We start from the raw sequence: 23,133 nt of genomic DNA on the forward strand, positions 1-23,133 counted from the left end.
GCCTTCAGTCTGAGACCTCGTTGCGAGCTCGACTATTCACCTCTGGTCGAGTGCTCGAGCATCTCGCTCACTCCTCCACCCAATGCGCCCCCTCCTCCCCAGGCGACAGCCGGCCAATTCGGTCGCAGGCCGGCATGGCGTTCCGGGCGTGCGCCAGCATCAATACCGTGCGTCCGGCAAGCCAAACGTCAAGCATTGCCTTGATGCGCGCCGCAGTGGCGCTATCCAGGCCGCTCACCGGCTCGTCGAGGATGACCAGCGGCGAGTTGCGCAAGAGAATGCGTGCCAGGGCGATGCGACGCGCCTGCCCGCCGGAGACCTGGCGGCCTTGCTCACCGAGCCAGGTATCCAGGCCACTCGGTAGCGAGTCGGCCCACGTCTTGAGCTCGACCCGCTCGAGCGCTCGCCACAGATCCGCGTCGGTTGCCTGCGGATCGCCGATTCTGAGATTGGCGGCGAGCGTGTCATGGAAGAGTTCGCTGCGCTGCGTCAGGTATCCGATCCGCGCCCGCAGTGACGCAGGATCCACACCAACCAGGTCTCGGCCCGCGAAGCTGACGCACCCTTCATCCGGATCGAACGCGCGCACGGCAAGATCGGCGAGAGTCGATTTCCCACAGCCCGATGGACCGATGATGCCAACACGTTCTCCTGGGTGGATTGACAGGGAGAGATAACGGTATAAATTACGACCACCCAGGCGCACGTTGATATCTCGGTAATCAAGTCCAGGCGCCTGGCCGCCGCCTGTCAACGGCTCTCCTTGTAGTGACGTTCGTAGCGTCATCTGTGCATTGAGCCGCTGCGCTGCGCGGACGGTCGCGCCTAGCTTTGTGAATGCCATCGGCAGATTGCCCAGCGCTTCACTGACCGCAAGCGTACCCAGCGCCATCATCACCATGACCGGCCCGCTGATGTCGCCTGCGGCGAAACTGAAAAGCCCGATGAGCAGGACTGCCAGCATGGCGAGCTGCACCCCGAGTGTCTGCAACGCATTGGCCGCTGCGGTGCGCCATCCGAGCCGACGCTGGTCGGCGAGAAGCTCGCACTCCTCGGCCTGCCACAGCGCTTGGTGCCGCCCGGTCGCCCCATAGGCGCGCAATTCGGCAAGCCCGTCGATCTGCTCGATCGTTCGCACTCTCAACCGCTCTTCGCGGTCCACACGGCGATAGCTGGCTTGCCAGCCCCAGCAGGCGCAGCCCAGCGTCAGCACTAACCATAGCGGCACCAGTACAGCCAGCAGTAACACGCCCGCCGCCGGCAGAAACGCCATCGCGAACCCGGCGAATCCGAGTATGGCAATCAGCGCAGCCAGCGGTGGTGCCAATAACCGAAGATACAGGTTATCCAGCGTATCGATATCGGCGGTCAGTCGGTTCAGCCACTCCGACGATCGGGCCCGGCCGAGCGTCGCCGCATCCAGCGTCACCAGGCCGCGGAAGACCCGACCACGAAGATCGGCAAGCAGCCGCAGTACCGTGTCGTGGTTATAGAGCCGTTCCAGATAGCGCGAGAGCGTGCGCGACACGGCGAAGAAGCGAATGCCGCTGCCGGGCGTGAAGACGTCGAGATAGGCACCGGCACCGAGAGCCGCGGTGACCGCGGTCGCCGTGATGAACCAGCCGGAGAGCGTGAGCAACCCCAGCGCGCTGAGCAACGTCAACAGCATCAGCAGCGCGCCGATCAGCAGTCGCCCTCGCCGCTCGCCGAGTACCGCGAGCCACGGCTTCAGCGGTTGCAGCGTGAGCGCCACGCGCTCCCTCGCCGCGCCGTCGTGAGCGCCGTCCCGCGCGAGGAGCTCGGCCGCCTGTTTCGATCCTGTTCTCATAATACCCACCCCATGGACACCCACCTCATGAATACCCGCTTCATGAAAGTGCCTCCCCTACCTCGCGGACCTCGGCTCGTGCAACAGGACGTAGCTGGCCTGCCTCCAACGAGAAGATCCGATCCGCCATCGCCATGATCGCCGGATGGTGTGTCGCGACGATCAGCGTTCGCCCGCTCGCGGCCAGACACTCGAGCCCCGCGATCACCTCACGCTCGGTGACGGAATCCAGCGCGGCCGTTGGTTCGTCGAGCAGGACGAGCGTCCCCGGCGAGAGAAACACCCGCGCCAGAGCCAGTCGCTGGCCTTCGCCCCCGGAAAGCCCTACCCCACGCTCACCGAGCGGCGTCGCCAGCCCTGCCGGAGCTCGTGCCAACCAGGCGCCGAGCCCCGCCTGCTCGAGCGCTTGCCGGAGACTCCCGTCGTCCGCCTCGGGCGCGACCAGACGCAGATTCTCCGCCAGCGTCCCGTGGATGATCAGCGGCCGCTGATCGAGCCACGCTACGGCCGGCTCTCGCCGCGCGGCGAGGCTGCCCCCCGTCGGCGAGACGAACCCCGCGATCAGCTGCAGCAGACTCGACTTGCCGCAACCCGACGGGCCGACCAGCGCGACGACCTCGCCATCGAGTACGTCCAGCGATAGCGGGCCGAGCAGACGTTCGCGTCCGGCGTGAGCGAATTCGACGCCCGTCAAGCGACAGGCCAGGGACCCAGGAAGTGAATCGGGAGTTCTGGATCGATCGTCTTCCGGCACCGGCTCCGCCAACAGTGCCATCAGCCCTTCGGCCGCGCCGAGGGCCGAGGCGCGATCGTGATAGTGCTGGGAGAGCGTGCGCAGCGGTTGGAAGAATTCTGGCGCCAGCAGCAGTATGAACAGGCCGCTGAAGAGCGTCAGGCTGCCCGCGGGGCCGTAATCGATGTAGCCAAGCAGACCGAAGCCAATATAAATGGCCACCACCGCCACCGACACTGCCGCGAAGAACTCGAGCACCGCTGACGATAGAAACGCAACGCGCAGCGTTTTCATGCTGCGTCTACGGTAGTCGTGGGCGACTTCGCTCACCTCGGCCACGCTCCTCTCGCCAAGGCCGAAGAGCTGCAGCGTGGTGATGCCGCGCACTCGATCCAGGAAGTGTCCAGCCAATCGGGCCACCGCCTGAAACTGAGCCTCGTTCAGTCGCTGTGCCCCCATGCCGATCAGCGCCATGAACAGCGGAATGAGCGGTGCCGCGATCAGCAGCCAGATACCGGCCAGCCAATCGAGCCACAGCACCACGCCGAGATAGAGCACCGGGAGCAGCGCCGCCAGGATCATCTGGGGCCGGAAACGGGCATGGTACCCCTCGAGTGCTTCGACCTGATCGACCAGCTGGTTGGCTACGCCCGCCCCCTGTCGCGAAGCAAGTCTCACCGGGCCCAGCTGATGAAGATGCTTGAGCAGTCGCTCGCGAACCTGACGTTTGACCGCGAGGCCGCAGCGCTGGCCGCAGACCTCCTGGCCCCACTGCCCCGCGGCTCGAATGATGATAGCCGTGGCGATGCCCGCCACCGCCAGGCTCACACCGCCGAGCCCGGCACCCGCGATGACGATGCGATCGATGACCCACGCCAGCAGGCCCATCTGGACCAGCGTAGCGAGGCCGGCAACCAGCCCGCAGGCCACGGCAGCGCGATACCAGGGCCGGGATGGCAGCGCCTGCGCCGCGAGCCACGCCCGCGACGGATTCCGTGCGCGTCGATCGGCGCTCAATGGTAGCCCTCGCCGACGCGAACCTTGCCGCGAAAGACCCAGTAGGACCAGGCCGTATAGGCAAGAATGATCGGCAGCACGAACAGCACACCGATCAAGATGAAAAACTGGGACTCAGGCGCCGAGGCGGCATCCCACAGCGTGTACTGCGGCGGCACGACGTACGGCCAACGGCTGACGATCAGCCCCAGGTAGGTGAAGACGAACATGCCCAACGTCAGCAGAAATGCGAGCCCCTCACGCCGGTGCCGGTTGCTGAGAAAAATGCCGAGCGCGCAGAGTAGCGCCGCAAACGGCAGCAGCCAGATGATCTGCAGGTGATCGAACCAGCGCTCGAACACGCCCTGATCGATCCACGGCGTCCACAGGCTGACGATCGCGAATACCGCCAGCACCCCGGCCAGCAACTTGGGCACCAGGTTGCGCGCCCACTCCCTCACATGGCCTTCGGACTTGAGCACCAGCCAGGTGGCGCCCAGCAGCGCATAGCCGATGACCAGCCCGATACCGGTCAGCACCGAGAACGGCGTCAGCCAGTCGAAAGCGCCCCCGGTGTAGACGCGATCGGCCGTTTCGAAGCCCTGGATATAGGCGCCCACCACGCAGCCCTGCGCGAACGCCGCCACGAACGAGCCGCCGGCAAACGCGGCGTTCCAGTAGCCTCTGGTGCGCTTCGACTTGAAGCGAAACTCGAAGGCGACTCCGCGGAAGATCAAGCCTGCCAGCAACAGAAAGACACCGATGTAGAGTGCCGGTAGCAAAATCGTATAGACCAGCGGAAACGCCGCCACGAGTCCTGCCCCGCCGAGCACCAGCCAGGTCTCGTTGCCGTCCCACACTGGCGCGACGGAGTTCATCATCACGTCGCGGGCGTCTTCGTCAGGCGCGAAAGGAAACAGAATGCCGAGCCCGAGATCGAACCCGTCCATCAGCACGTACATGATGATCCCGACCGCGATGATGACAGCCCAGATCAGCGACAGATCGAACATTTCCATGATTCAGCTCCTGGCGGATGCGGTGCTGCCGTCGAACGGCACGTGAGTGGCGGAGAGCGGACGCGCGGGACGATCCGAATCGTGGATCTCTTCATCCGGCCCCAGCTCGTCCAGCCCTTGGCGGATCACCTTGAACAGGTAGTAGACACCCGCGACGAAGATCACCGCGTAGACCGCGACATAGCCGATCAGCGTCAGCAGTACCATCCAGCCCGACAGCGACGGTGTCACCGCGTCCTCGTAGGAGAGCACGTTGTAGACCAGCCACGGCGAGCGCCCGATCTCGGTCACGAACCACCCCGCCAGTACGGCGATAAATGGCGCCAGGCTCATACCCTGGAGTCCGCGCAGATACCAGCGTGAGGTGTAGAGCCGGTCGTTCCTGCGTAGAACCAGCCCGGCAACGGCGAACGCAATCATCAGAAGCCCCAGGCCGACCATGACGCGGAAGCTGAAGAACACCATCCACACCGGCTGCTGCTGTTCGACCGGGATCTCCTTGAGACCGGGCACGACACCGTTCGGGTCGTGACGCAGGATCAGACTGGCGCCGTTGGGAATGCCGATCTCGAATCGGTTGGCCTGCAGGTCACGATCCGGTAGCGCGAACAGCAGCAGCGGCACGTTTGGCTGGGTATCCCAGTTCCCCTCCATCGCCGCCACCTTCATCGGTTGGTGCTCCAGGGTATTGAGGCCGTGTTCGTCGCCGACCCAGGCCTGCAGCGGCGTCAGAATCAATAGCAGCCATAGCGTCATCGACAGCGCACGCCGGTGCGCTTCCACGTCTCGCCGGCGCAGCAGAAACCACGCACTGACGCCGCAGACCACGAACCCACCCGTCAGGAATGCCGCCAGCGCCATATGCGCGAATCGATAAGGGAACGATGGCGTGAACATCGCCTCCAGCCAGGAAGTGACATGCAGCACACCTTCGCGGATCTCGTAGCCTTGGGGCGTCTGCATCCAGCTGTTGAACGACAGAATCCAGAAAGCCGAAATGAAAGTGCCGACCGCCACCATCAATGCCGCGAAAAAATGAACTGACGGTGACACCTTGTGGCGACCGAAGAGCAGCACGCCGAGAAAACCCGCCTCGAGAAAGAACGCGGTAATCACCTCGTAGCTCAGCATCGGGCCGATGAAGTTCGCCGCGAACTGGGAAAAGTTGCTCCAGTTGGTGCCGAACTGGAAGGCCATGACGATCCCCGAGACGACACCCATGCCGAAGACGACCGCAAATATCTTGGTCCAGAAGTAACCCAGGCGGTCCCAGACCGCATTGCCGGTCGCCACGTAGAGGCCCTGGAGTACGGCCACGTAGGAGGCCAGGCCGATCGTGAAGACCGGGAAGATTGCGTGAAAGGAAACCACGAAAGCGAATTGCAATCGTGAGAGCAGAACAGGATCCAACGCCATGACTGACTCCTCGCTAGCGCACGAACGGGCCTCTCCTTGAGTCCCTATCGCGTTTCGCCATCGATGGCAGCGAATCCCTTCGCCAGGCTCTTTCGCTCGACGGCAACTCTACCGTTTATCCCGACGCACCTGCCGCTCTCGGTACTCTATTCACCGTTCGCGATTGCGCCGTATTTTCGACCCCTTTTCAGGCGACCCTTGCAGCCGCCCGACCTCGGCATCATAGAAATTGGCAAGCACTATCGATACGGCCGCGATGTCGCACCACGTCGACATTTCGTGCCACGTTCCATCACTCCCGAGCCTTCAGACAACCTAGACAGAACAGCGGAAAGTCGCCAGCCACGCGGCTTGATCAACAGGGATTCAGGAATTACGTGTATCCATTCGTCATGTCGAGACATTCATCCATGCGACAATCTGACCAGGATAAAGCGTGCTTTTAGTCCAGGATTTTTCACCTGAACGTACCGCCATTTCCCAAGTTTCCTTCGGCTTTGGTCGCGTGGTTTCTTAGCGCGTTTTCGAGTATCGTCTTAATCGCTAGCACGCTATTCCGAATCATGCACTCTCGATGCGGACCGCCACTGGTCACTCGCCGATTGATATTCACCAATACCGACAAGACAGAGTTCACTTGACCGATCCTGCCACGCCGCCGGCGACACGAACCGATTTACCCCCGGCGGTACCCGCGCTGTGGATGCTAGTGCTCATCACGCTCGCGGGCACGCTGGCGATGCATATCTTCGTGCCCGCGATGCCGACGGCGGCCAACGCACTGCACGCGGAAAGCAGCGTGATGCAGCTGACCATCAGCCTCTATATTCTCGGCCTGGCGGTCGGGCAGCTGTTCTACGGCCCTCTGTCGGATGCCCTCGGGCGGCGCCCGGCACTCATGCTGGGCATGGCGATCTACACCATTGCCGGCGTCGTGGCCTGGCGCTCGACCAGCGTCGAATGTCTGATCACGGCCAGGTTCTTCCAGGCGTTCGGCGGCTGTGCCGGCCTGGCGCTAGGGCGCGCGATGATCCGCGACACGGCACCGCCGGATCGTGCCGTCCAGCGCCTCGCCGTGCTCAATCTCGTCGTCGCCATCGGACCTGCTCTCGCGCCGCTGCTGGGCAGCCTGCTGAGCGTGACGCTGGGTTGGCGTAGCGTGCTGTTCGCGCTCTGTTTGATGGGAATCGGCAATCTGCTGTTCGTCTGGCGGCTGATGCCGGAGACCGCGGTCGCGAGCGGCAGCCCTGACCTCCACAAACTCGGTGTGGAGTATCGCAGCCTGCTCAAGACACCGGCCTTCATCGGTTATGCCATCGGTGGCGGCTGCGTCACCACCGCCATGTTCGCCTTCGTGGCGTCGGCGCCATTCATCTTCGTCGATCAGCTCGGCAAGCCGGCCAGTCATGTCGCGTTCTATATTTCACTGCTGATCTTGAGCATCTCGCTGGGCAACTTCATCACCAATCGCACCATTCACCGGATCGGCATGACGCGTCTGATGCTTTCCGCAAGCCTGCTCAGCCTGACCGGCGGCCTGCTCATGCTGATCGTCGTGCTGACAGGATGGGCATCGGTCGTCACGCTGGAGGGCTCGATGCTGCTCTTCACGCTGGGGGTCGGAATGAGCGGCCCCACCGCACTGACGCTGGCGGTCGGTATCAATCCCAAGGTGGTCGGCTCGGCGGCGGGGATCTACGGCTTCGTGCAGATGGGCATCGGCGCACTCTGCACGACGCTCGCCGGACTGGGCGAGGACCCGGCGCTCGCGGCGGCGCTGGTGCTGGCTGCAGCGGCCGTCATCGGGCAGGTCGCGCTACGCACGGCGCTGAGCTTCGACAGTCGCCCGCGCCAGTAGTCTGCATCGCCAACACTGAAGCGACCGCCACGCTCCTGGCGGTGGCTCCCGCGACGCTGCCTTCTCGAAAAGGTCGTGGTAGCGGCATCAGCCACCGATGACGCTGAAGACCAGGTAGGTCGTATAGCCGATGAAGCTGGCCAGGAGGATGCCGCCCTCCCATCGATTGATGCTTCCCTGCCGTTTGCGGCCCATCCCGAAGATCAACAGCGCTAGCGTCAGTACTGCCATGACCGGCCAATCCCGAGTCAGCACCGCCGGGTCGACCTGGATCGGCTCGATCACGCCGGCGAGACCGACCACGCCCAGCGTGTTGAACATGTTGGAGCCGACCACGTTACCCAGCACCAGGTCATGCTGCTTCTTGCGCACGGCGCTGATCGACGACGCCAATTCCGGCAGCGATGTCCCGATGGCCACGACCGTCAGGCCGATCACCAGGTCACTCACGCCGAAGGCCTCGGCAATCGAAACCGCGCCCCACACGAGCAGACGCGAACTCACGATGAGCATCACCAGCCCGACCAGTGTCCAGACGATGCCGGCCTTGAGCGACATCGACTGGCCGGCGGCGTCGGTTTCCATGTCGCCATGCAGCGGGTCGCCACTGCCGCCGCCGGCGCTACGCACGCTGTAGACCATGAAGGTAGCCAGCAGCCCCAGCAACAGCAGCGCATCCCAGCGGGAGATCTCGCCATCGAAGAGACACCAGAGCGATATGAGTGTAACCAGCGCCAGCAGCGGCAACTCCCGCCTGATCACCTGGGAGTGCACCAGCAGTGGACTGATCACGGCGACCAACCCCACGATCAGCGAGATATTGGCAATGTTGGAGCCGTAGGCGTTACCCAGCGCCAGCCCCGGATTACCCTGCAGCGCCGCGAGCGCGGAGACCATCAGTTCCGGGGCCGAGGTACCGAAGCCGATCACCAGCATGCCGATCAACAGCGGCGGCAGCCCCAGATGACGAGCGGTCGCCGCCGCGCCGTCGACGAAACGATCGGCGCTCCAGACGAGCACCACCAGACCTGCAACGATTGCGACGATTGCCATCCCCACGCCAGACTCTCCTTTCATCTTTCACTCACAATCTGTAACTTTCATTCCCGAACGGGCCCGCAAGCCGCCTGCTTTGACTGCAGCCGGACTGGATCGTTATCGGGCGCCAGCCACTTCTATCCGGCGACCGACTTGTAGGCTCGGCCGATCGTTTGCCGGAACCGACTGGCCTCCAGCATAGGTCAACGCATGTGAACGGCAGCTAAATGGCTGAGCGCGGAGTCATTTCAAATTTTCAGGTTCGCGTCCATACTGCTCGGCAGACCGACTTTCTCAGACCCAGGTCCATGGGCCGAGGTATTCAGACTCAGATTCTCGGAATGGCGCCGATGATCGGCGCGCCCGGCGTTCGAGTGATACTGTCATCCGCTCGCCGTGGTTCGGCCTAACGTCCCGATAGTGAGTTCGCTTTTGGCATCGAGCAATCCGCAACCCCAACAGACCGTCATCGGAGACAACCTGCGCGTTCGTTCGCGGCGACGCCTGCGCGCCTGTCACGAATGCGATCTGCTCGTCGCGCTGCCTCCGCTGAAGCCTCATCAGCGCGCGAACTGCCCACGCTGCGACCATTCGCTGAGCCACCGCCACTACCGGCCCGCCGAGCGAAGCCTGGCATTTGCCATCACCGCGCTCATCGCCCTCGCCGCGTCACTCTGTTTTCCGTTCATCAGCTTCGAAGCCCGCGGCGTCAGCAATGCCATCCAGCTGACGGACACCGCCTTCAGCCTGGTCAATTTCCATGAGCCGTTCGTCGGCGTGCTGGTGCTTCTGACCATCGTGATCCTGCCTGTCGCCTACCTGCTTTCGGTCATCTGGCTACAGATCGGCCTGCTGCGTCGCGCGCCGCTGCCGCGCAGCCGACGAATCGCGCGAGCCCTTTCGCACCTCACCCCCTGGATGATGGCGGATGTCTTCGTCATCGGTGCGCTGGTCAGCCTGATCAAGATCGCCGGGATGGCATCGATCGATCTCGGGCTCTCGTTCTGGGCCTTCTGCGTCTATGCGTTGATGCTGCTGCTGACCACCCGCTCGCTCGATACGGACTGGATGTGGTTCTCGCTCGAGGGTGAGCCGCTGGCGCCGGAAGGGTGTCGCGTGGGTGAGCCCGCGGCCGAGCAGGGTATGACCGGCTGTCCGACCTGCGGACTGGTCAACCGTCTCAGCCACTTCGGCCGAGGGCGCTGCCAGCGCTGCGGCGAACCGCTGCGGTTCCGTAGCCCGCACAGCGTGCAGAAAACCTGGGCACTGCTCGCCGCGGCAACCATCTTCTATATTCCTGCCAATCTCTACCCGATCATGACCACGACTTCGCTGGGTAGCGCGACGCCATCGACCATCATCGGCGGCGTTTTGCTGTTCATCGGCCATGGTGACTGGCCGATCGCTCTGGTCATCTTCACTGCCAGCGTGGTCGTGCCGATCGGCAAGGTCTTTGCCCTGGCCTGGCTCTGTATCCGCGTGCGGCGCAGCGGCGAGTCGGACAACAAGCACAAGCGCCTCAAGCTCTACCGCATCACCGAATTCATTGGCCGCTGGTCGATGATCGACGTGTTCGTGGTCTCGATTCTGGTAGCGCTGGTTCACGCCGGCTCGCTGCTATCGATCACGCCGGGCCCGGCTGCCCTGGCCTTCGCCGCCGTGGTGGTGATCACCATGCTGGCCGCCAACAGCTTCGATGCACGGCTGATCTGGGATGCGCGTGACATGCAGCCACCCATGCCAGCGGTCCTCAAACATCAATCCCCGTATTCGCCGGTCAAGGAAGTCGACGATGCCTGAATCGATGCAACGCGCCAAACGACTGTCGCAGTCGCGACTGTCGCCGATATGGATCGTGCCGCTGCTGGCGGCGCTGATCGGCGCCTGGATGGTCTGGGACAACATTACCAGCCGCGGCCCGCTGATCACCCTCAACATGCAGAATGCCGAAGGCATCGAGGCGGGCAAGACGCTGATCAAGACTCGCAACGTCGAGGTCGGGCATGTCGAGGCCGTTCGGCTCTCCGACGATCTGTCACACACCGTGGTGACGGCGCGCATGTCTCGCGACGCCGAGCGCATGCTAAACAGCGACAGCCGCTTCTGGGTCGTCAAGCCGCGGATCGGCCGAGAGGGAATCAGCGGGCTGAACACCGTTCTCTCCGGGGCGTATATCCAGCTCACGCCGGGCAAGTCGGACGAGTCTCAGGACAACTTCGACGTGCTCGACCAGCCACCGGTCGCGCCGCCGGATGCGCCGGGGCTGCGTATCAACCTGGTCAGTCAGGTCGGTAACTCCCTTAGCGCGGGAGATCCGGTCACCTATCAGGGGTATACCGTGGGTCGCGTCGAGAGCACGGAATTCGACCCCGACAAGCGAGAGATGCGCCACCGCCTGTTCATCCAGGCGCCCTACGATTCACTGGTGACCGACACCACGCGGTTCTGGAGCTCGTCGGGTATCGATATCCAGCTCGACTCCGAAGGGGTCAATGTCAACCTGGACTCGTTCGAGACACTGATCAGCGGCGGGGTCACGTTCGGCGTCCCCGAGGACGTCACCCAAGGCTCGGCAGCCAAGCAGGGGGCGACCTACACGCTCTACAACAGCGAGGAGAGCGCTCGCGAAGGCACCTACGATCAGTACATCGAATACGTCCTGCTGGTCGACGACACCGTTCGCGGCCTCAGTCGCGGCGCCCCCGTGGAGTATCGCGGCGTGCGTATTGGCACGGTCGAGAGCGTGCCCTGGCATTTCACCGCACCTCAGCCGGACTCCTTGACCCAGTTCGCGATTCCCGTGCTGATTCGTATCGAGCCACAGCGGCTCGAAAGCGGCGACGACGTGACCGGTGATATCGACGACCAGGCGGTCAAGGATCGCTTCGAGAAGATGTTCAAGAACTACGGTCTGCGGGCGACGCTCAAGGCGGGCAACCTGCTGACCGGCGCGCTGTTCGTCGACGTCAACTTCAACGATGACGCGGATCCCTACAAGCCGCTGACCTTCGACGGCAAGCCGGTCTTCCCGACCATGTCGGGTGGATTCGCGCAGATCGAGCAGAAGGTCTCCAACCTGCTCGACAAGCTCAACAATCTCCAGGTCGAGCCGATCCTCGAGCGTCTCGATCAGACCATGCAGACGTCTCAGCAGACGCTCGAGCAAGTGCGCCAGATTGCGCAGTCGGTCAACGCGATCGTCTCCGATCCGGCAACGCAGCAGCTGCCGTCGAGTCTCAACGATACGCTGCAGGAGCTTCAGGGAACGCTCAATGGCTTCTCCTCGGGCTCGCGCGGCTATCAACAGCTCAACGACACGCTCAAGCAGCTCGAGACGCTGATGCGAGATCTGCAGCCGGTCGCGCGCACGCTGCGCGAGCAGCCCAACGCGCTGATCTTCGACCGTGAAGTCAAGACCGATCCCGTACCGAGGGCCCCGCAATGAATCCGTCGAGACTCCCCCGCTGGCGCATCGGCGCCGGCGTTCTCATGCTGACAGCCGCGACGGCACTGACCGGCTGTGCCAGCCAGGCGACACCCGAGAACCGCTATACGCTACCTGACGTGGCTCTCTCGTCGACGGCGGAGACCCACCCCTCACAGACACGCAAGCTCTGGCTGCGCCCTGTTCAGGTCGCCAGCTTTCTCGACCAGGACGGTATCGTCATGCAGCTCAGCGATATCGAGCTGACGGCGGCCAACCAGAATCTATGGGCGGAAGGTCTAGGCGATCAACTGACCCGGCGACTGCGGCAATCGCTGATGGCCGACCTCCCCGGCGCCACGCTGGTCGGCGGCGGCCAGGCCAGCAGCGAATCGCTGACGGTGACCGTCGATCGTTTCCAGGGACGCTACGATGGTCAGGCGGTCGTGTCCGGTGAGTGGCAGTTACATGATGGCAACCGGCTGATGCTTCAGCAGCCGTTCGACGTCACCGAACCGCTGCCGGACGATGGCTATCCGGCGCTGGTGAGGACGCTAGGTAAGGCATGGCAGACGGTCGCTGACCAGATCGCGGCACGGATCAGGAATCAGCCGGCACCCGACGCGACTCCATAACGACTGATTCGCTCACAAGAGCGAATCATTATCTCGTCGTCAGGGACGGGACTTAGCCCCAGCCTAGCTGAGCTCAGCGATTCAGGCGCCCGCGCAAGCGCGAGACGGCCTGGCTGTGGAGCTGGCAGACGCGGGATTCACTGACGCCCAGCACCGCGCCGATCTCTTTCAGGTTGAGCTCTTCCTGATAATAGAGGCCGAGCAGCAGTTTCTCGCGCTCGGGTAAGGCATCAATCGCCTCCATCAGCCGCGCCCGATTGCTCTCGTCGAGCAGCGCTTCAAACGGCGAGGCCGTGGCGCTCTCGCTCGCAGTGGTCACCCCGTTCTCGCTGTCGGCCTCGTCGTAAGCGAGCAGAAAGCCATTGTTGGCGTCGTTCAGCAACTGATGATACTCATCGCGCGAGATGCCCATTTCATCGGCGATCTCCCGCTCATCGGGCGCCCGGCCCAGGCGCTGCTCGAGTCGGCTGGTGGCCTGATCCATGGCGCGAGCGTTGCGGCGTACGCTGCGTGGCATCCAGTCCCGGCTGCGCAACTCGTCGATCATCGCGCCGCGAATTCGCTGGTTGGCGTAGGTCGAGAAGCTTGCCCCCTGCCCATCGTCGTAGCGCCCCATCGCATCCAGCAGGCCAAGCATGCCGGCCTGCACGAGATCGTCGAGTTCCACGCTCGCCGGCAGCCGCACCTGCAGCGAGAGTGCATGGCGCCTCACCATCGGCATGTACTGCTCGAGCAATGCCTGCTGATCGATTTTGCCCTGTGCGGTATACATCGGCTTGCCTCGTGGTTCCGTTGCCCGGGTCCGCGTCGAACGCACCGAGACCCTGCCAGTCCATCTATTATGTCCGGGCGCCGCCGCCCCAAGCGGATGAAAACCCCACGAGGAAGCGGTCATTTTGGGTTTTTGAAGCGACCGAGCGTGGGATGCGCGGCAATCCAGGCCTCATTGCCGATAGTTGACGGTGATCTGACCTCGCGAGACGACCAGACTGCCGCTCAGGCCTGGCGCCGGCGGACGCTGGAATCGAAAACGGAACGGCGCATCGGCGGCGCGGCCGGCGAAACGCGCCGTCTCTCCCGCCGCCGCGGCCAGCGGCACGCAGAGTGATGCCTGACAGAGCCAGGCCCGAAGCGGGCCCGCCTGCGCCTGGGTCCGGGGCTCGATCTGAAATGACCAGGAGACGCGATCGATGGTGCCACCGACGTGGTCGGGCGCTGAGATGGGTCGGCTCTCCAGCGGGCGCTCGGAGACGGCAATGACCTGACGCGGCAGCTCGGCCACCCAGCTCCCCGCCGCGCTCCAGACCGCCGGGCAGAACGAGGCGACGATGCCTCCTGCCAGCAGCGCGATAGCCACGCTCGCACGCCTCAATTGCCACCGCCAATGGTCGTCGTGACGCGCAGGTGGCGGTCATCGGGAATCTCCGCGTGAGAGAGCACCACCAGCGACTTGATCTGACGACGCAGGAAACGCGCCAGCAACGCCCTCAAACCATGCTGGACGACCAGTACGGGCTGCTCGTCTCGGCTCTGCTGGCGCTCCACCGCCGCCGTGGTCTGCTGCATCAATGTTTCGGCGAGACCGGGTTCCAACGCACCGCCATTGTTGAGCGCCTGACTCAGCACCTGCTCCAGTTTGGGCTCGAGACCAATGACGTTCATCGTGGCCTGACCGGGGAACCACTGCTGGGTGATGGCGCGCCCCAGCGCCACCCGGACCAGCGCCGTGAGTTCGTTGGCGTCGTTCTGCTGCGGCGCGAATTCGGCGAGCACGTCGAGAATCGTGTGCATGTCGCGAATCGGTACGTCCTCGGCAAGCAGGTTCTGCAGGATGCGCTGTACGCTGGTGAGCGGCAGCAGCTTCGGCGTGACATCCTCGACCAGCGATTTCTGCTGATCCGCGACCTTGTCGAGCAGACGCTGAACCTCTGCCCGCCCCAGCATGTCGCCGGCATTTTCGTGCAGCAGATGATTCAGGTGGGTGGCGATGACAGTGCTGGCATCGACAACGGTATAACCGTAGATCTGCGCCCGCTCGCGCTGGGCGGACTCGATCCACCAGGCAGTCAGGCCAAAAGCCGGATCCTGGGTCTGGGTACCCTCGACTGCGCCGGAGACCTGGCCGGGGTCGATCGCCAGCCACTTGCCGGGAAATGCCTCGGCTCGCCCGATTTCGACGCCTTTCAAGGTGATTACATAGGTGTTGGGGCTCAACTCCAGGTTATCCCGGATATGCACCACCGAGGGCAGAAAGCCGACATCCTGAGCGAACTTCTTGCGCACGCTCTTGATCCGCCCCAGCAGTTCGCCCTTCTGACGCTGATCGACCAGCGGTATCAGCCGATGACCGACCTCCAGCCCCAGCGTGTCCACGAGCTGCACATCGTCCCAGCTCGCCTCGGGCGTCTCCTGAACGGCGGGCGGCGCCTTCTCTTCCACGGACCGCGTCATTCGCTCCTGCTCGCGCTTGGTCATCCACCAGCCGAGCGCACCGAGGACGATGGCGAACAGCAGGAACACGACATTGGGCATGCCGGGAATCATGCCCAGCAGACCCAGCACGCCGGCGGCGAGAAACATCACGCGGGGATTGTTGAAGAGCTGACTCATCAGCTGCTGACCGACATCCTGGTCGGTATTGACCCGGGAGACCGTGACGCCGGCCGCGGTCGAGATCACCAGTGCCGGAATCTGTGCGACGAGACCATCGCCGACGGTCAGCAACGTGTAGGTCCTCGCCGCCTCGCCGAACGGCATTCCGTGTTGGGCAACCCCGATCATCAGGCCGCCGATCAGGTTGATCACCATGATCAGCAGACCCGCCATGGCATCGCCCCGGACGAATTTGCTCGCGCCGTCCATCGAGCCGTAGAACTCGGACTCCTGATTGATTTCGGTGCGCCGGCGTCGCGCCTCGTCTTCACCGATCAGCCCCGCGTTGAGATCGGCATCGATCGCCATCTGCTTGCCGGGCATCGAGTCGAGCGTAAAACGCGCGCCGACCTCGGCGATTCGCCCCGCCCCCTTGGTGATGACCATGAAGTTGATCACGACGAGGATCAGAAACACGACCAGGCCGACGGCGAAATTACCGCCGATGAGAAAGGCCCCGAAGGCTTCGATCACCTTGCCGGCGGCATCGCCGCCCTCATGTCCCTCCATCAGCACCACGCGGGTGGAGGCGACGTTCAACGACAGGCGTAGCAGCGTCGAGAACAGCAGCACCGCAGGGAACGCGGCAAAGTCCAGCGGCTTTTCGGTGAACATGCTCACCAGCAACACCATGATCGACAGCGCGATGTTGAAGGTGAAGAAAAGATCCAGCGCGAACGGCGGCAGCGGCAGGATCATCATGCTCAGAATCATGATGATCAGCACCGGACCGGCCAGTACCTTGAGCTGAGTGTCCCCCGGCCACTTGCGTTGGCCGAACCATTGGGTCAGCGCATTCATGGTGTCTCCTCGGATGCCGCCGGTGCGGTCTGGTCATCTAATGCCGGCGGAACCGGCAGGTCGGTCGGTGTCGGCGGCGCATCGCCGCCCTCGACCGCAATCTGCTTCAAGCGGAACGCCCAGGCGAGGACCTCGGCCACGGCCGTGTAGAGATCCCCCGGAATTTCCTGGTCGAGATCAACGTGGTGATAGAGCGCGCGTGCCAGCGGCGGCGCCTCGAGCCGTGGCACGTCGGCTTCGTCACCCAGTTCGCGGATCTTGGCGGCGACGTGGTCCGCCCCCTTCGCCACGACCCGGGGCGCCGACATCGCGTCCTGGTCGTAGCTAAGCGCAACGGCGTAGTGGGTCGGATTGGTCACGATCACGTCGGCCGTCGGCACCTTGCTCATCATTCGACGGCGGGCCATGGCCTGCTGCTGGGAACGAATACGGCCCTTCACGTGCGGGTCGCCCTCGCTCTCCTTGTGCTCCTGGCGGATATCCTCCCGACTCATGCGCAGCTTCTTGTGGTGGCTCCAGAGCTGATAAGGCACATCGATCAGAATCACCACGATCATCGAGGTCACGATCAGCGCACAACCGACCGCCGCCAGCCGCATCGCCGTCGCCAGCGCCTGCTGGATCGGCATCTCCATCAGTGCCACGAGCGTGTCGCGGTGGGACCACAGGTAGACGACACCGACCCCACCGACCAGCACCGACTTGGCAATCGCTTTCGCCAGCTCCGCGAGCGCCTGCGTCGAGAACTGCCGCTTCAACCCCTTCAACGGGTTGAGCTTGCTGAACTGCGGCTTCAACGATTTGGCCGAGATCAACCAGCCACCCAGCAGGGTCGGGCCGAGTATCGCCGCAACGGCAAACAGCAAAAATAGCGGCAGCAGTGCGATGAGCGTACGTTGGCCTAGCGTCCAGATATGGCTGAGCATCCTGGCACTGTCGAACGCCAGGCTCCGGTCGAAGATGAAGGCCTGTTCCATGACCAGGCCGAGCTCGTCATAGAGATGGCCGCCTAGCGTCCATAGTCCCAGCACGCCACTGGCCAACAGCAGAAAGGTCGCCAGTTCCCGAGACCTGGCGACCTGGCCCTCTTCACGCGCCTTTTCGAGACGCCTTGCCGTCGCCGGCTCCGTCTTTTCCTGGTCGCTGTCGTTCTGCTCTGCCAAGCACGCGCTCCGCTCGTGTCCACGAGATCTCTGTCAGAGCGACATTGTGCGGGCAGCAAAGGGGGAATAAAGGAAGAAATAGCAGGACGAACTGCCTGCTATTTCAAGAGGCAAGCGAACTGGCTCAAGAGAGAAGCGAGCTGGATCAGGAGGGGCGCGCTGGTTCAAGAGCCAAGCGCGCTGGTGCACAAGTGGAGAAAGAAGGCAAGCCCTTCGCTTTCCGGGATCTCAAAATCCCAGACTGTCGAGCAGGTCATCGACCTGATCCTGATTGCTGACGACGTCGGCCGCCTGCGGATTGATCTGCGGGCCATTAAGCAGAGAGCTCTGCCCGGTACTCGCCGGCGCAGGCTTCTCACGGCGCTCTGCACCTTCCGGCGCATTGTCGATCAGCACCTGCAGCAACTGCTGTTCGATCTCCCGGATGACGTCCATCATCTTCTTGATGACCTGACCCGTCAGATCCTGAAAGTCCTGAGCCATCATGATTTCGAGAAGCTGTGCGTTGGTCGCACTGGTCTGCGCGGGAATCCCCTGCAGGTAGCTTCGCGTATCGCTGACCAGAGCCTTGGCTTCGTCGAGCGCTTTGGGTTCGGCGAACCACCCGGCCCAGCGCTTGTCGAGTTCGATGGCGTCACGCTCCATCGCGTTCTGCAGCGGTTGAGCATTGTCGATGGCATTCAACGCGCGCTCGGCTGCCTGTTCGGTCATCGAGGCGACGTAGCTGAGCCGATCCCGCGCGTCCGGTATGGCCTGCGCGGCCTTTTCGACTTCTTTGTCGAGCCCCAGCTCGCGCATGTTATCGCGGAGCATGCGCGTCAGATGACCGATACGCCGGATCAGATCGTCCGGCGCCGCCTCTGCAACGGCGGCTTGAGGGTTGGCACCACTCATGATCTTCCCTCCGGGATTGTTATTGGCCCAGCTTTTCGAAGATCTTGTTCAGCTTCTCTTCGAGCGTCGCGGCGGTGAAGGGCTTGACCACGTAGCCGTTGGCGCCGGCCTGTGCTGCGGCGATAATGTTCTCTTTCTTCGCCTCGGCCGTCACCATCAGCACCGGCAGGGAAGAGAGCGCCGAGTCTTGCCGGATCTCCTTGAGCATCTCGAGACCGTCGAGATTCGGCATGTTCCAGTCCGAGACCACGAACTCGAACCCGCCCGCCCGCAGCTTGGTCAGCGCTTCCTGGCCATCCTCGGCCTCTTCTACATTCTCGAAACCCAGCTCCTTGAGCAGGCTGCGAACGATCCGGCGCATGGTCGGAAAGTCGTCCACTACCAGAATGCGCATGTTCTTGTCGGCCATCGTTTCCTCACTGATTCGTTGAACTGCATGAATGCGTTATCGGCAGCAGCGCGGCCGACTTTATACGCGCTGCGCTCGGCCCGAGCTCTGCATCTGCTGGACTAGGTGCCGGGCAATGTCCGGCAGCGCAATCACTTCGTCTGCCCCGCCGAGCGCGATGGCTTCCTTCGGCATGCCGAAGACCACACAGCTCGCCTCATCCTGCGCAACAGTGTGCGCGCCTGCCTCGCGCATCTTGACGAGCCCGGCAGCGCCATCGCGCCCCATGCCGGTAAGAATCACACCCAGCGCATTGCGGCCAGCGCACTGGGCGGCAGAGTCGAACAGCACATCGACCGAAGGTCGGTGGCGATTTACCGGGGGGCCGTCATCGAGCGCGATGACGTAATTGGCGCCAGAGCGCTTGAGCTGCATGTGCCAATCGCCGGGAGCAATGTAGACATGCCCGGGCAGAACCCGCTCCCCGTTCTCAGCCTCCTTGACCGTGACACGACACAGGCGATCCAGACGCTCGGCGAATGAGCGTGTAAAGCCGCCCGGCATGTGCTGAGTGATCAAGATGGCGGGGCTGTTGGCCGGTAGCGGTTCCAGGACCTGACGTATGGCTTCCGTGCCGCCGGTTGAGGCGCCGATGATCACGATTTTCTCGCTGGAGAGCATCGGTGCTCGGATGACTTCGCGCGGCGGCTGGTGCTGCGCCGCCTGCTGCTGTTGCCGAGGCCGGGACTGCGCTGCCGCGCGGATCTTGTCGGCGATCATGCCGGCGTACTCGAGCATACCGTCGCGGATTCCAACCTCGGGCTTGGCGACGAAATCGACGGCACCCAATTCCAACGCCTTCAGCGTGATCTCGGAGCCTCGCTGGGTCAGGGAAGAGACCATCAGCACCGGCATCGGGCGTAAACGCATGAGTCGCTCGAGAAAATCGAGCCCGTCCATCCGCGGCATCTCTACATCTAGCGTCAAGACGTCCGGGTTGTGGCGCTTGATCAGATCGCGCGCCACCAACGGGTCAGGTGCTGTCGCGACGACCTTCATGTCCGGCTGAGCATCGATGATCTTGGTCATCAGGTCGCGGATCAGCGCTGAGTCATCGACGCAGAGCACTTTAATCGGTGATGGCATCGGTCACTTCCTTACGACGGGGTTCGATGATCGATCGGCGGCCAAGGCGTAGACGGTTTGCCCACGCAACCGAAACGTCTTGTCCAGAAACGAGAAGTTTTCCGAGTGACCGGCGAACAGCAGGCCATCCGGCTTGAGGTGTGCCGCGAAGCGTTTGAGAATTTCGATTTGATTCTGTTTATCGAAATAAATCATTACATTACGGCAAAATATGACATCAAAGGGCCCGTTGATTGCCCAGCTATTGCCAATCAAGTTGAGCTGGCGATAGTCGATCATGCCGGCGATCTCCGGCCTCACTCTCGCCTTGCCGGCCTGCGCGCCGCTGCCTCGCTGGAAAAAACGGCGACAACGGGTTTCACCGAGCTTCTCGACCACCTCCAGCGGATAGACGCCCAAGCGGGCTTTACCCAGTGCCTCGGTGTCGATATCGGTCGCCAGAATCTTGACCTGAGACGCGGCGCTACCGAGGGTCTCGTGAACCGTCATCGCCAGCGAGTAGGGCTCCTCACCGGTCGAGGCGCCGGCGCACCAGATGCGAATTCCCGGTCCTCGTCGAAGGATTTCCTCGGCCAACACGGGAAAATGATGCGCTTCCCGGAAAAAAGCGGTGAGATTCGTGGTCAAGGCATTGGTGAAAGCCTCCCACTCGGGGGAGTCAGGCGCGGCATCGAGCTGCGCCAGATAGTCGCCGAAACGGGTCAGGCCCTGCAGTCGCAGGCGCTTGGCCAGGCGGCTGTAAACCATTTCACGCTTGTTATCGGCCATGACGATACCGGCACGGCGATAGATCAGGTCTCGCACCCGCTCGAAGTCTCTCGACGTGAAGTCAAGATCCCGCGCGAAAGTGACGGCGCCCCCTTCCTCTGCCCCGTAAACGGGTGTGAACTGCGAGACCGGTGTTTTCAAAATGCCTCCCACTCCTCATTGTCGTCCGTCACCGCGCGTGGGCGATCCGGACGCGCGAGGGCCGCCGGTTTCGCTGTCTGCGCAACCTGATGCTTGGATCCCGTGATTTCCGCAGGCGCCTCTTGTCGCACGACCTGCTCCGCGCCGGTGCCGGCCAGACGAAAGACGGCAATCGACATCGCCAGGTGCTCGACGCTGGCGCGAAGCTTGGCGGCGGAGGCTGCCGAGGTCTGCACGCGTTCGGCATTTTGCTGCGTCACTTCGTCCATCTGCGAGACGGCCTGGCTGATCTGCTGAATGCCGCTCGTCTGCTCTTCCGACGCCGCGGAAATTTCGCTGATGATGTCGTTGACTCGCGTGACCGCGTTCACCACTTCCTCGATCGATCCTTCGGCCTGGCGGACCAGGTCGGCACCGTGAGTCACCTCCTGCGTCGAGCCATCGATGAGGTTGCGGATCTCCTTGGCGGCATCGGCGCTGCGACTGGCCAGATTTCGCACTTCGCCAGCGACGACCGCAAAGCCACGTCCCTGCTCACCAGCCCGAGCCGCTTCGACAGAGGCGTTCAGCGCCAGGATATTGGTCTGGAAGGCGATCGAGTCGATAACGCCGACGATATCGGCAACCTTCTGTGAACTGTCGGTAATGCGCCCCATGGTATCGACGACCTGTCCCATCACCTGGCCGCTACGACGCACGGTATCGGTCGCCCCGTCGGCGAGCTGGCTCGCCTGGCGCGCGTTATCGGCGTTCTGTTTCACCGTCGCCGTCATCTGCTCCATGCTGCTCGCGGTCTCGGCCAGCGATGCCGCCTGCTGCTCGGTGCGTGACGAGAGATCTTCGTTGCCGCGGGCGATATCGCGCGTGGCGGGCTTCACCACGGCGACGTTGCCGTTGACGTCGCCGACGATGGTGTCGAGACTCTTGCGCATGCGATTGAGCGCGCCGGTCAACTGCCCGATTTCATCGTTGCCCCGCTGTGACAGCGTCGCCGCCAGATTGCCGGCAGCGATCTGCAGCGCGAAGTCGAGTGCTTCACGCAGCGGGCGCAGGGATGCGCGTATCGTCGCCACTCCCATGATGATCAAGATCAACGCGCCGAAGACGAGCAGCGCGACCAGCGTTATCAGGATCGTTTTCTGCTCTTCGGCCGCACTGGTGGCCATCGATGCACCCGTCTGGCGCTTCTGGTCGACCAGTGCGTTGAGGTCGGCACTGAATTGATCGCTACTGCCTTTCAGCACGTCGTTGTAAGCCACGTAGGCCTGGTAGAAATCGCCACTGTCAAGCGCCGTCATTACCGCACCTAACCCCTTGTCGAGATAGGTGTCGAGATCGCCCGCGAAGGTTTCGGCGGCCGGTGTCTGGTTGGAGGGGCGATTCTGGTAGAAAGCGTTCCAGACGCCGGTGAGTTCCGCCTTGAGCGCATCGACTTTTTGCGCCACCGGCTTCATGTCGGTCGCCATGGGGTTACTGACTGGCTTGTCGACCAGCGCCCGGCCTTTGGACATCAGCTGGTCGATCTGCTGCAGCCTGGCCAGATCTTCCATACCATTCCGGGTCAATTGTTGTAGACGTTGACCATCCGACTGCAAGGCATACAGCGAGATACCACCGCTGATCGCCAGCACGATGAGCGCGAGCGCCATCATCGAGATCAGACGCCCCTTCAGCGAGCGAAAGCTGATGCGCTTGAGAGTTGCCACGGGGCCACGCGGCTTCAGCGTCCCTCGCTGTAGCGAAACCCCTTTGCGCCGGCCGGCCAGCAGCCGCGGGTAGTAGGTTTCTGCGACCTTGCGTTGCTTTTCGTCGACCTTGACCCGCACCGAGGTATAGCCGGCGACCTGGCCGGCGTCCATGATCGGCGTGACCGTCGACTGCACCCAGTAAAAGCTACCGTCCTTGCGGCGATTCTTGATCACGCCGGACCAGGTCTGCTGATGCTCGAGCGTCTGCCACAGATTGGCGAAGGCGGCCGGCGGCATATCCGGGTGGCGCACGATGTTGTGCGGTGACCCGATCAGCTCCTCCCGATCGAAGCCGCTGACGCGAATGAAGGCGGGATTGGCGTACGTGATTCGCCCCTTCATGTCCGTGCGAGAAATCAGATAGTCGTCGTCGGTCAGCGTGAATTCGTGATCGGTCACCGGCTGGTTGTGTCGCATCGCTGTATCCCTGGCATTGTTATGTCTCGCACCGACCGGCCGACGGTGAATCGACCAGCGTACCCATT

General features: G+C 63.1%; 18 protein-coding genes. 4 read left to right on the forward strand and 14 right to left on the reverse strand.

The genetic code is table 11. The features are described 5' to 3' along the window. Positions 1-67: 67 nt before the first annotated feature. From cydC to IE125_RS02415, 4 genes are read right to left on the reverse strand one after another with little or no spacing between them, the layout of a single operon-like run. Positions 68-1,828, reverse strand: a complete 1,761-nt coding sequence (cydC, locus tag IE125_RS02400) for a thiol reductant ABC exporter subunit CydC (protein ID WP_189442975.1) — start codon at positions 1,826-1,828, stop codon at positions 68-70. Between the two features lie 40 nt (positions 1,829-1,868). Continuing rightward, positions 1,869-3,578 carry a thiol reductant ABC exporter subunit CydD gene (gene cydD, locus IE125_RS02405; protein ID WP_189442976.1) on the reverse strand — a complete coding sequence of 570 codons (1,710 nt, stop codon included), beginning with the start codon at positions 3,576-3,578 and terminating at the stop codon, positions 1,869-1,871. Beyond that, positions 3,575-4,576, reverse strand: a complete 1,002-nt coding sequence (gene cydB / locus IE125_RS02410; protein WP_189442977.1) for a cytochrome d ubiquinol oxidase subunit II — start codon at positions 4,574-4,576, stop codon at positions 3,575-3,577. The genes cydD and cydB overlap by 4 nt, the downstream gene beginning before the upstream one ends. A 3-nt stretch (positions 4,577-4,579) precedes the next feature. Next, entirely contained in the window at positions 4,580-5,992 is a 1,413-nt protein-coding gene (locus IE125_RS02415) for a cytochrome ubiquinol oxidase subunit I (RefSeq protein ID WP_189442978.1), read from the reverse strand. A 637-nt stretch (positions 5,993-6,629) separates the two neighbouring features. On the opposite strand from IE125_RS02415, the gene IE125_RS02420 reads away from it, so the two are divergent. Next, entirely contained in the window at positions 6,630-7,850 is a 1,221-nt protein-coding gene (locus tag IE125_RS02420) for a multidrug effflux MFS transporter (RefSeq protein ID WP_229808877.1), read from the forward strand. A gap of 87 nt (positions 7,851-7,937) precedes the next feature. On the opposite strand, the gene IE125_RS02425 is transcribed toward IE125_RS02420, so the two are convergent. Beyond that, a complete protein-coding gene (locus IE125_RS02425) occupies positions 7,938-8,909 on the reverse strand; it encodes a calcium/sodium antiporter (protein ID WP_189442980.1) in 972 nt (323 codons plus the stop codon). A gap of 411 nt (positions 8,910-9,320) precedes the next feature. Here IE125_RS02425 and IE125_RS02430 point away from each other — a divergent pair, with 411 nt between their 5' ends. From IE125_RS02430 to IE125_RS02440, 3 genes are read left to right on the forward strand one after another with little or no spacing between them, the layout of a single operon-like run. Beyond that, positions 9,321-10,688 carry a paraquat-inducible protein A gene (locus IE125_RS02430; RefSeq protein ID WP_189442981.1) on the forward strand — a complete coding sequence of 456 codons (1,368 nt, stop codon included), beginning with the start codon at positions 9,321-9,323 and terminating at the stop codon, positions 10,686-10,688. Then, positions 10,681-12,333, forward strand: a complete 1,653-nt coding sequence (gene pqiB / locus IE125_RS02435) for an intermembrane transport protein PqiB (protein ID WP_189442982.1) — start codon at positions 10,681-10,683, stop codon at positions 12,331-12,333. Before IE125_RS02430 ends, pqiB begins: the two co-directional genes overlap by 8 nt. Then, entirely contained in the window at positions 12,330-12,947 is a 618-nt protein-coding gene (locus IE125_RS02440; RefSeq protein WP_189442983.1) for an ABC-type transport auxiliary lipoprotein family protein, read from the forward strand. Before pqiB ends, IE125_RS02440 begins: the two co-directional genes overlap by 4 nt. A gap of 73 nt (positions 12,948-13,020) precedes the next feature. Here IE125_RS02440 and IE125_RS02445 read toward each other — a convergent pair whose 3' ends face one another. From IE125_RS02445 to IE125_RS19350, 9 genes are all read right to left on the reverse strand, one after another. After that, positions 13,021-13,719, reverse strand: coding sequence for an RNA polymerase sigma factor FliA (locus IE125_RS02445; RefSeq protein ID WP_189442984.1), 699 nt, complete (start codon positions 13,717-13,719; stop codon positions 13,021-13,023). A 171-nt stretch (positions 13,720-13,890) separates the two neighbouring features. Then, entirely contained in the window at positions 13,891-14,304 is a 414-nt protein-coding gene (locus IE125_RS02450; protein WP_189442985.1) for a flagellar protein FlhE, read from the reverse strand. A gap of 11 nt (positions 14,305-14,315) precedes the next feature. Continuing rightward, on the reverse strand, positions 14,316-16,400 hold the full coding sequence (gene flhA / locus IE125_RS02455) for a flagellar biosynthesis protein FlhA (protein WP_189442986.1): 2,085 nt from the start codon (positions 16,398-16,400) through the stop codon (positions 14,316-14,318). Beyond that, positions 16,397-17,563, reverse strand: coding sequence for a flagellar biosynthesis protein FlhB (flhB, locus tag IE125_RS02460; RefSeq protein WP_189442987.1), 1,167 nt, complete (start codon positions 17,561-17,563; stop codon positions 16,397-16,399). Before flhB ends, flhA begins: the two co-directional genes overlap by 4 nt. A gap of 228 nt (positions 17,564-17,791) precedes the next feature. Beyond that, positions 17,792-18,457 (reverse strand): protein phosphatase CheZ, encoded by a 666-nt coding sequence (cheZ, locus tag IE125_RS02465; RefSeq protein WP_189442988.1) that lies wholly within the window; start codon positions 18,455-18,457, stop codon positions 17,792-17,794. Positions 18,458-18,476: 19 nt separating this feature from the next. Beyond that, a complete protein-coding gene (cheY, locus tag IE125_RS02470; protein ID WP_189442989.1) occupies positions 18,477-18,866 on the reverse strand; it encodes a chemotaxis response regulator CheY in 390 nt (129 codons plus the stop codon). A 60-nt stretch (positions 18,867-18,926) separates the two neighbouring features. Continuing rightward, positions 18,927-19,991, reverse strand: a complete 1,065-nt coding sequence (locus tag IE125_RS02475; protein ID WP_189442990.1) for a protein-glutamate methylesterase/protein-glutamine glutaminase — start codon at positions 19,989-19,991, stop codon at positions 18,927-18,929. Between the two features lie 3 nt (positions 19,992-19,994). Continuing rightward, a complete protein-coding gene (locus tag IE125_RS02480) occupies positions 19,995-20,900 on the reverse strand; it encodes a CheR family methyltransferase (RefSeq protein ID WP_373297355.1) in 906 nt (301 codons plus the stop codon). Continuing rightward, positions 20,897-23,065: a methyl-accepting chemotaxis protein gene (locus IE125_RS19350; RefSeq protein WP_189442991.1), complete on the reverse strand. Its 2,169-nt coding sequence runs from the start codon at positions 23,063-23,065 to the stop codon at positions 20,897-20,899. The genes IE125_RS02480 and IE125_RS19350 overlap by 4 nt, the downstream gene beginning before the upstream one ends. Positions 23,066-23,133: the final 68 nt, after the last annotated feature.

This window comes from Salinicola rhizosphaerae (assembly GCF_014652715.1).
In the GTDB taxonomy this organism is placed as follows: domain Bacteria; phylum Pseudomonadota; class Gammaproteobacteria; order Pseudomonadales; family Halomonadaceae; genus Salinicola; species Salinicola rhizosphaerae.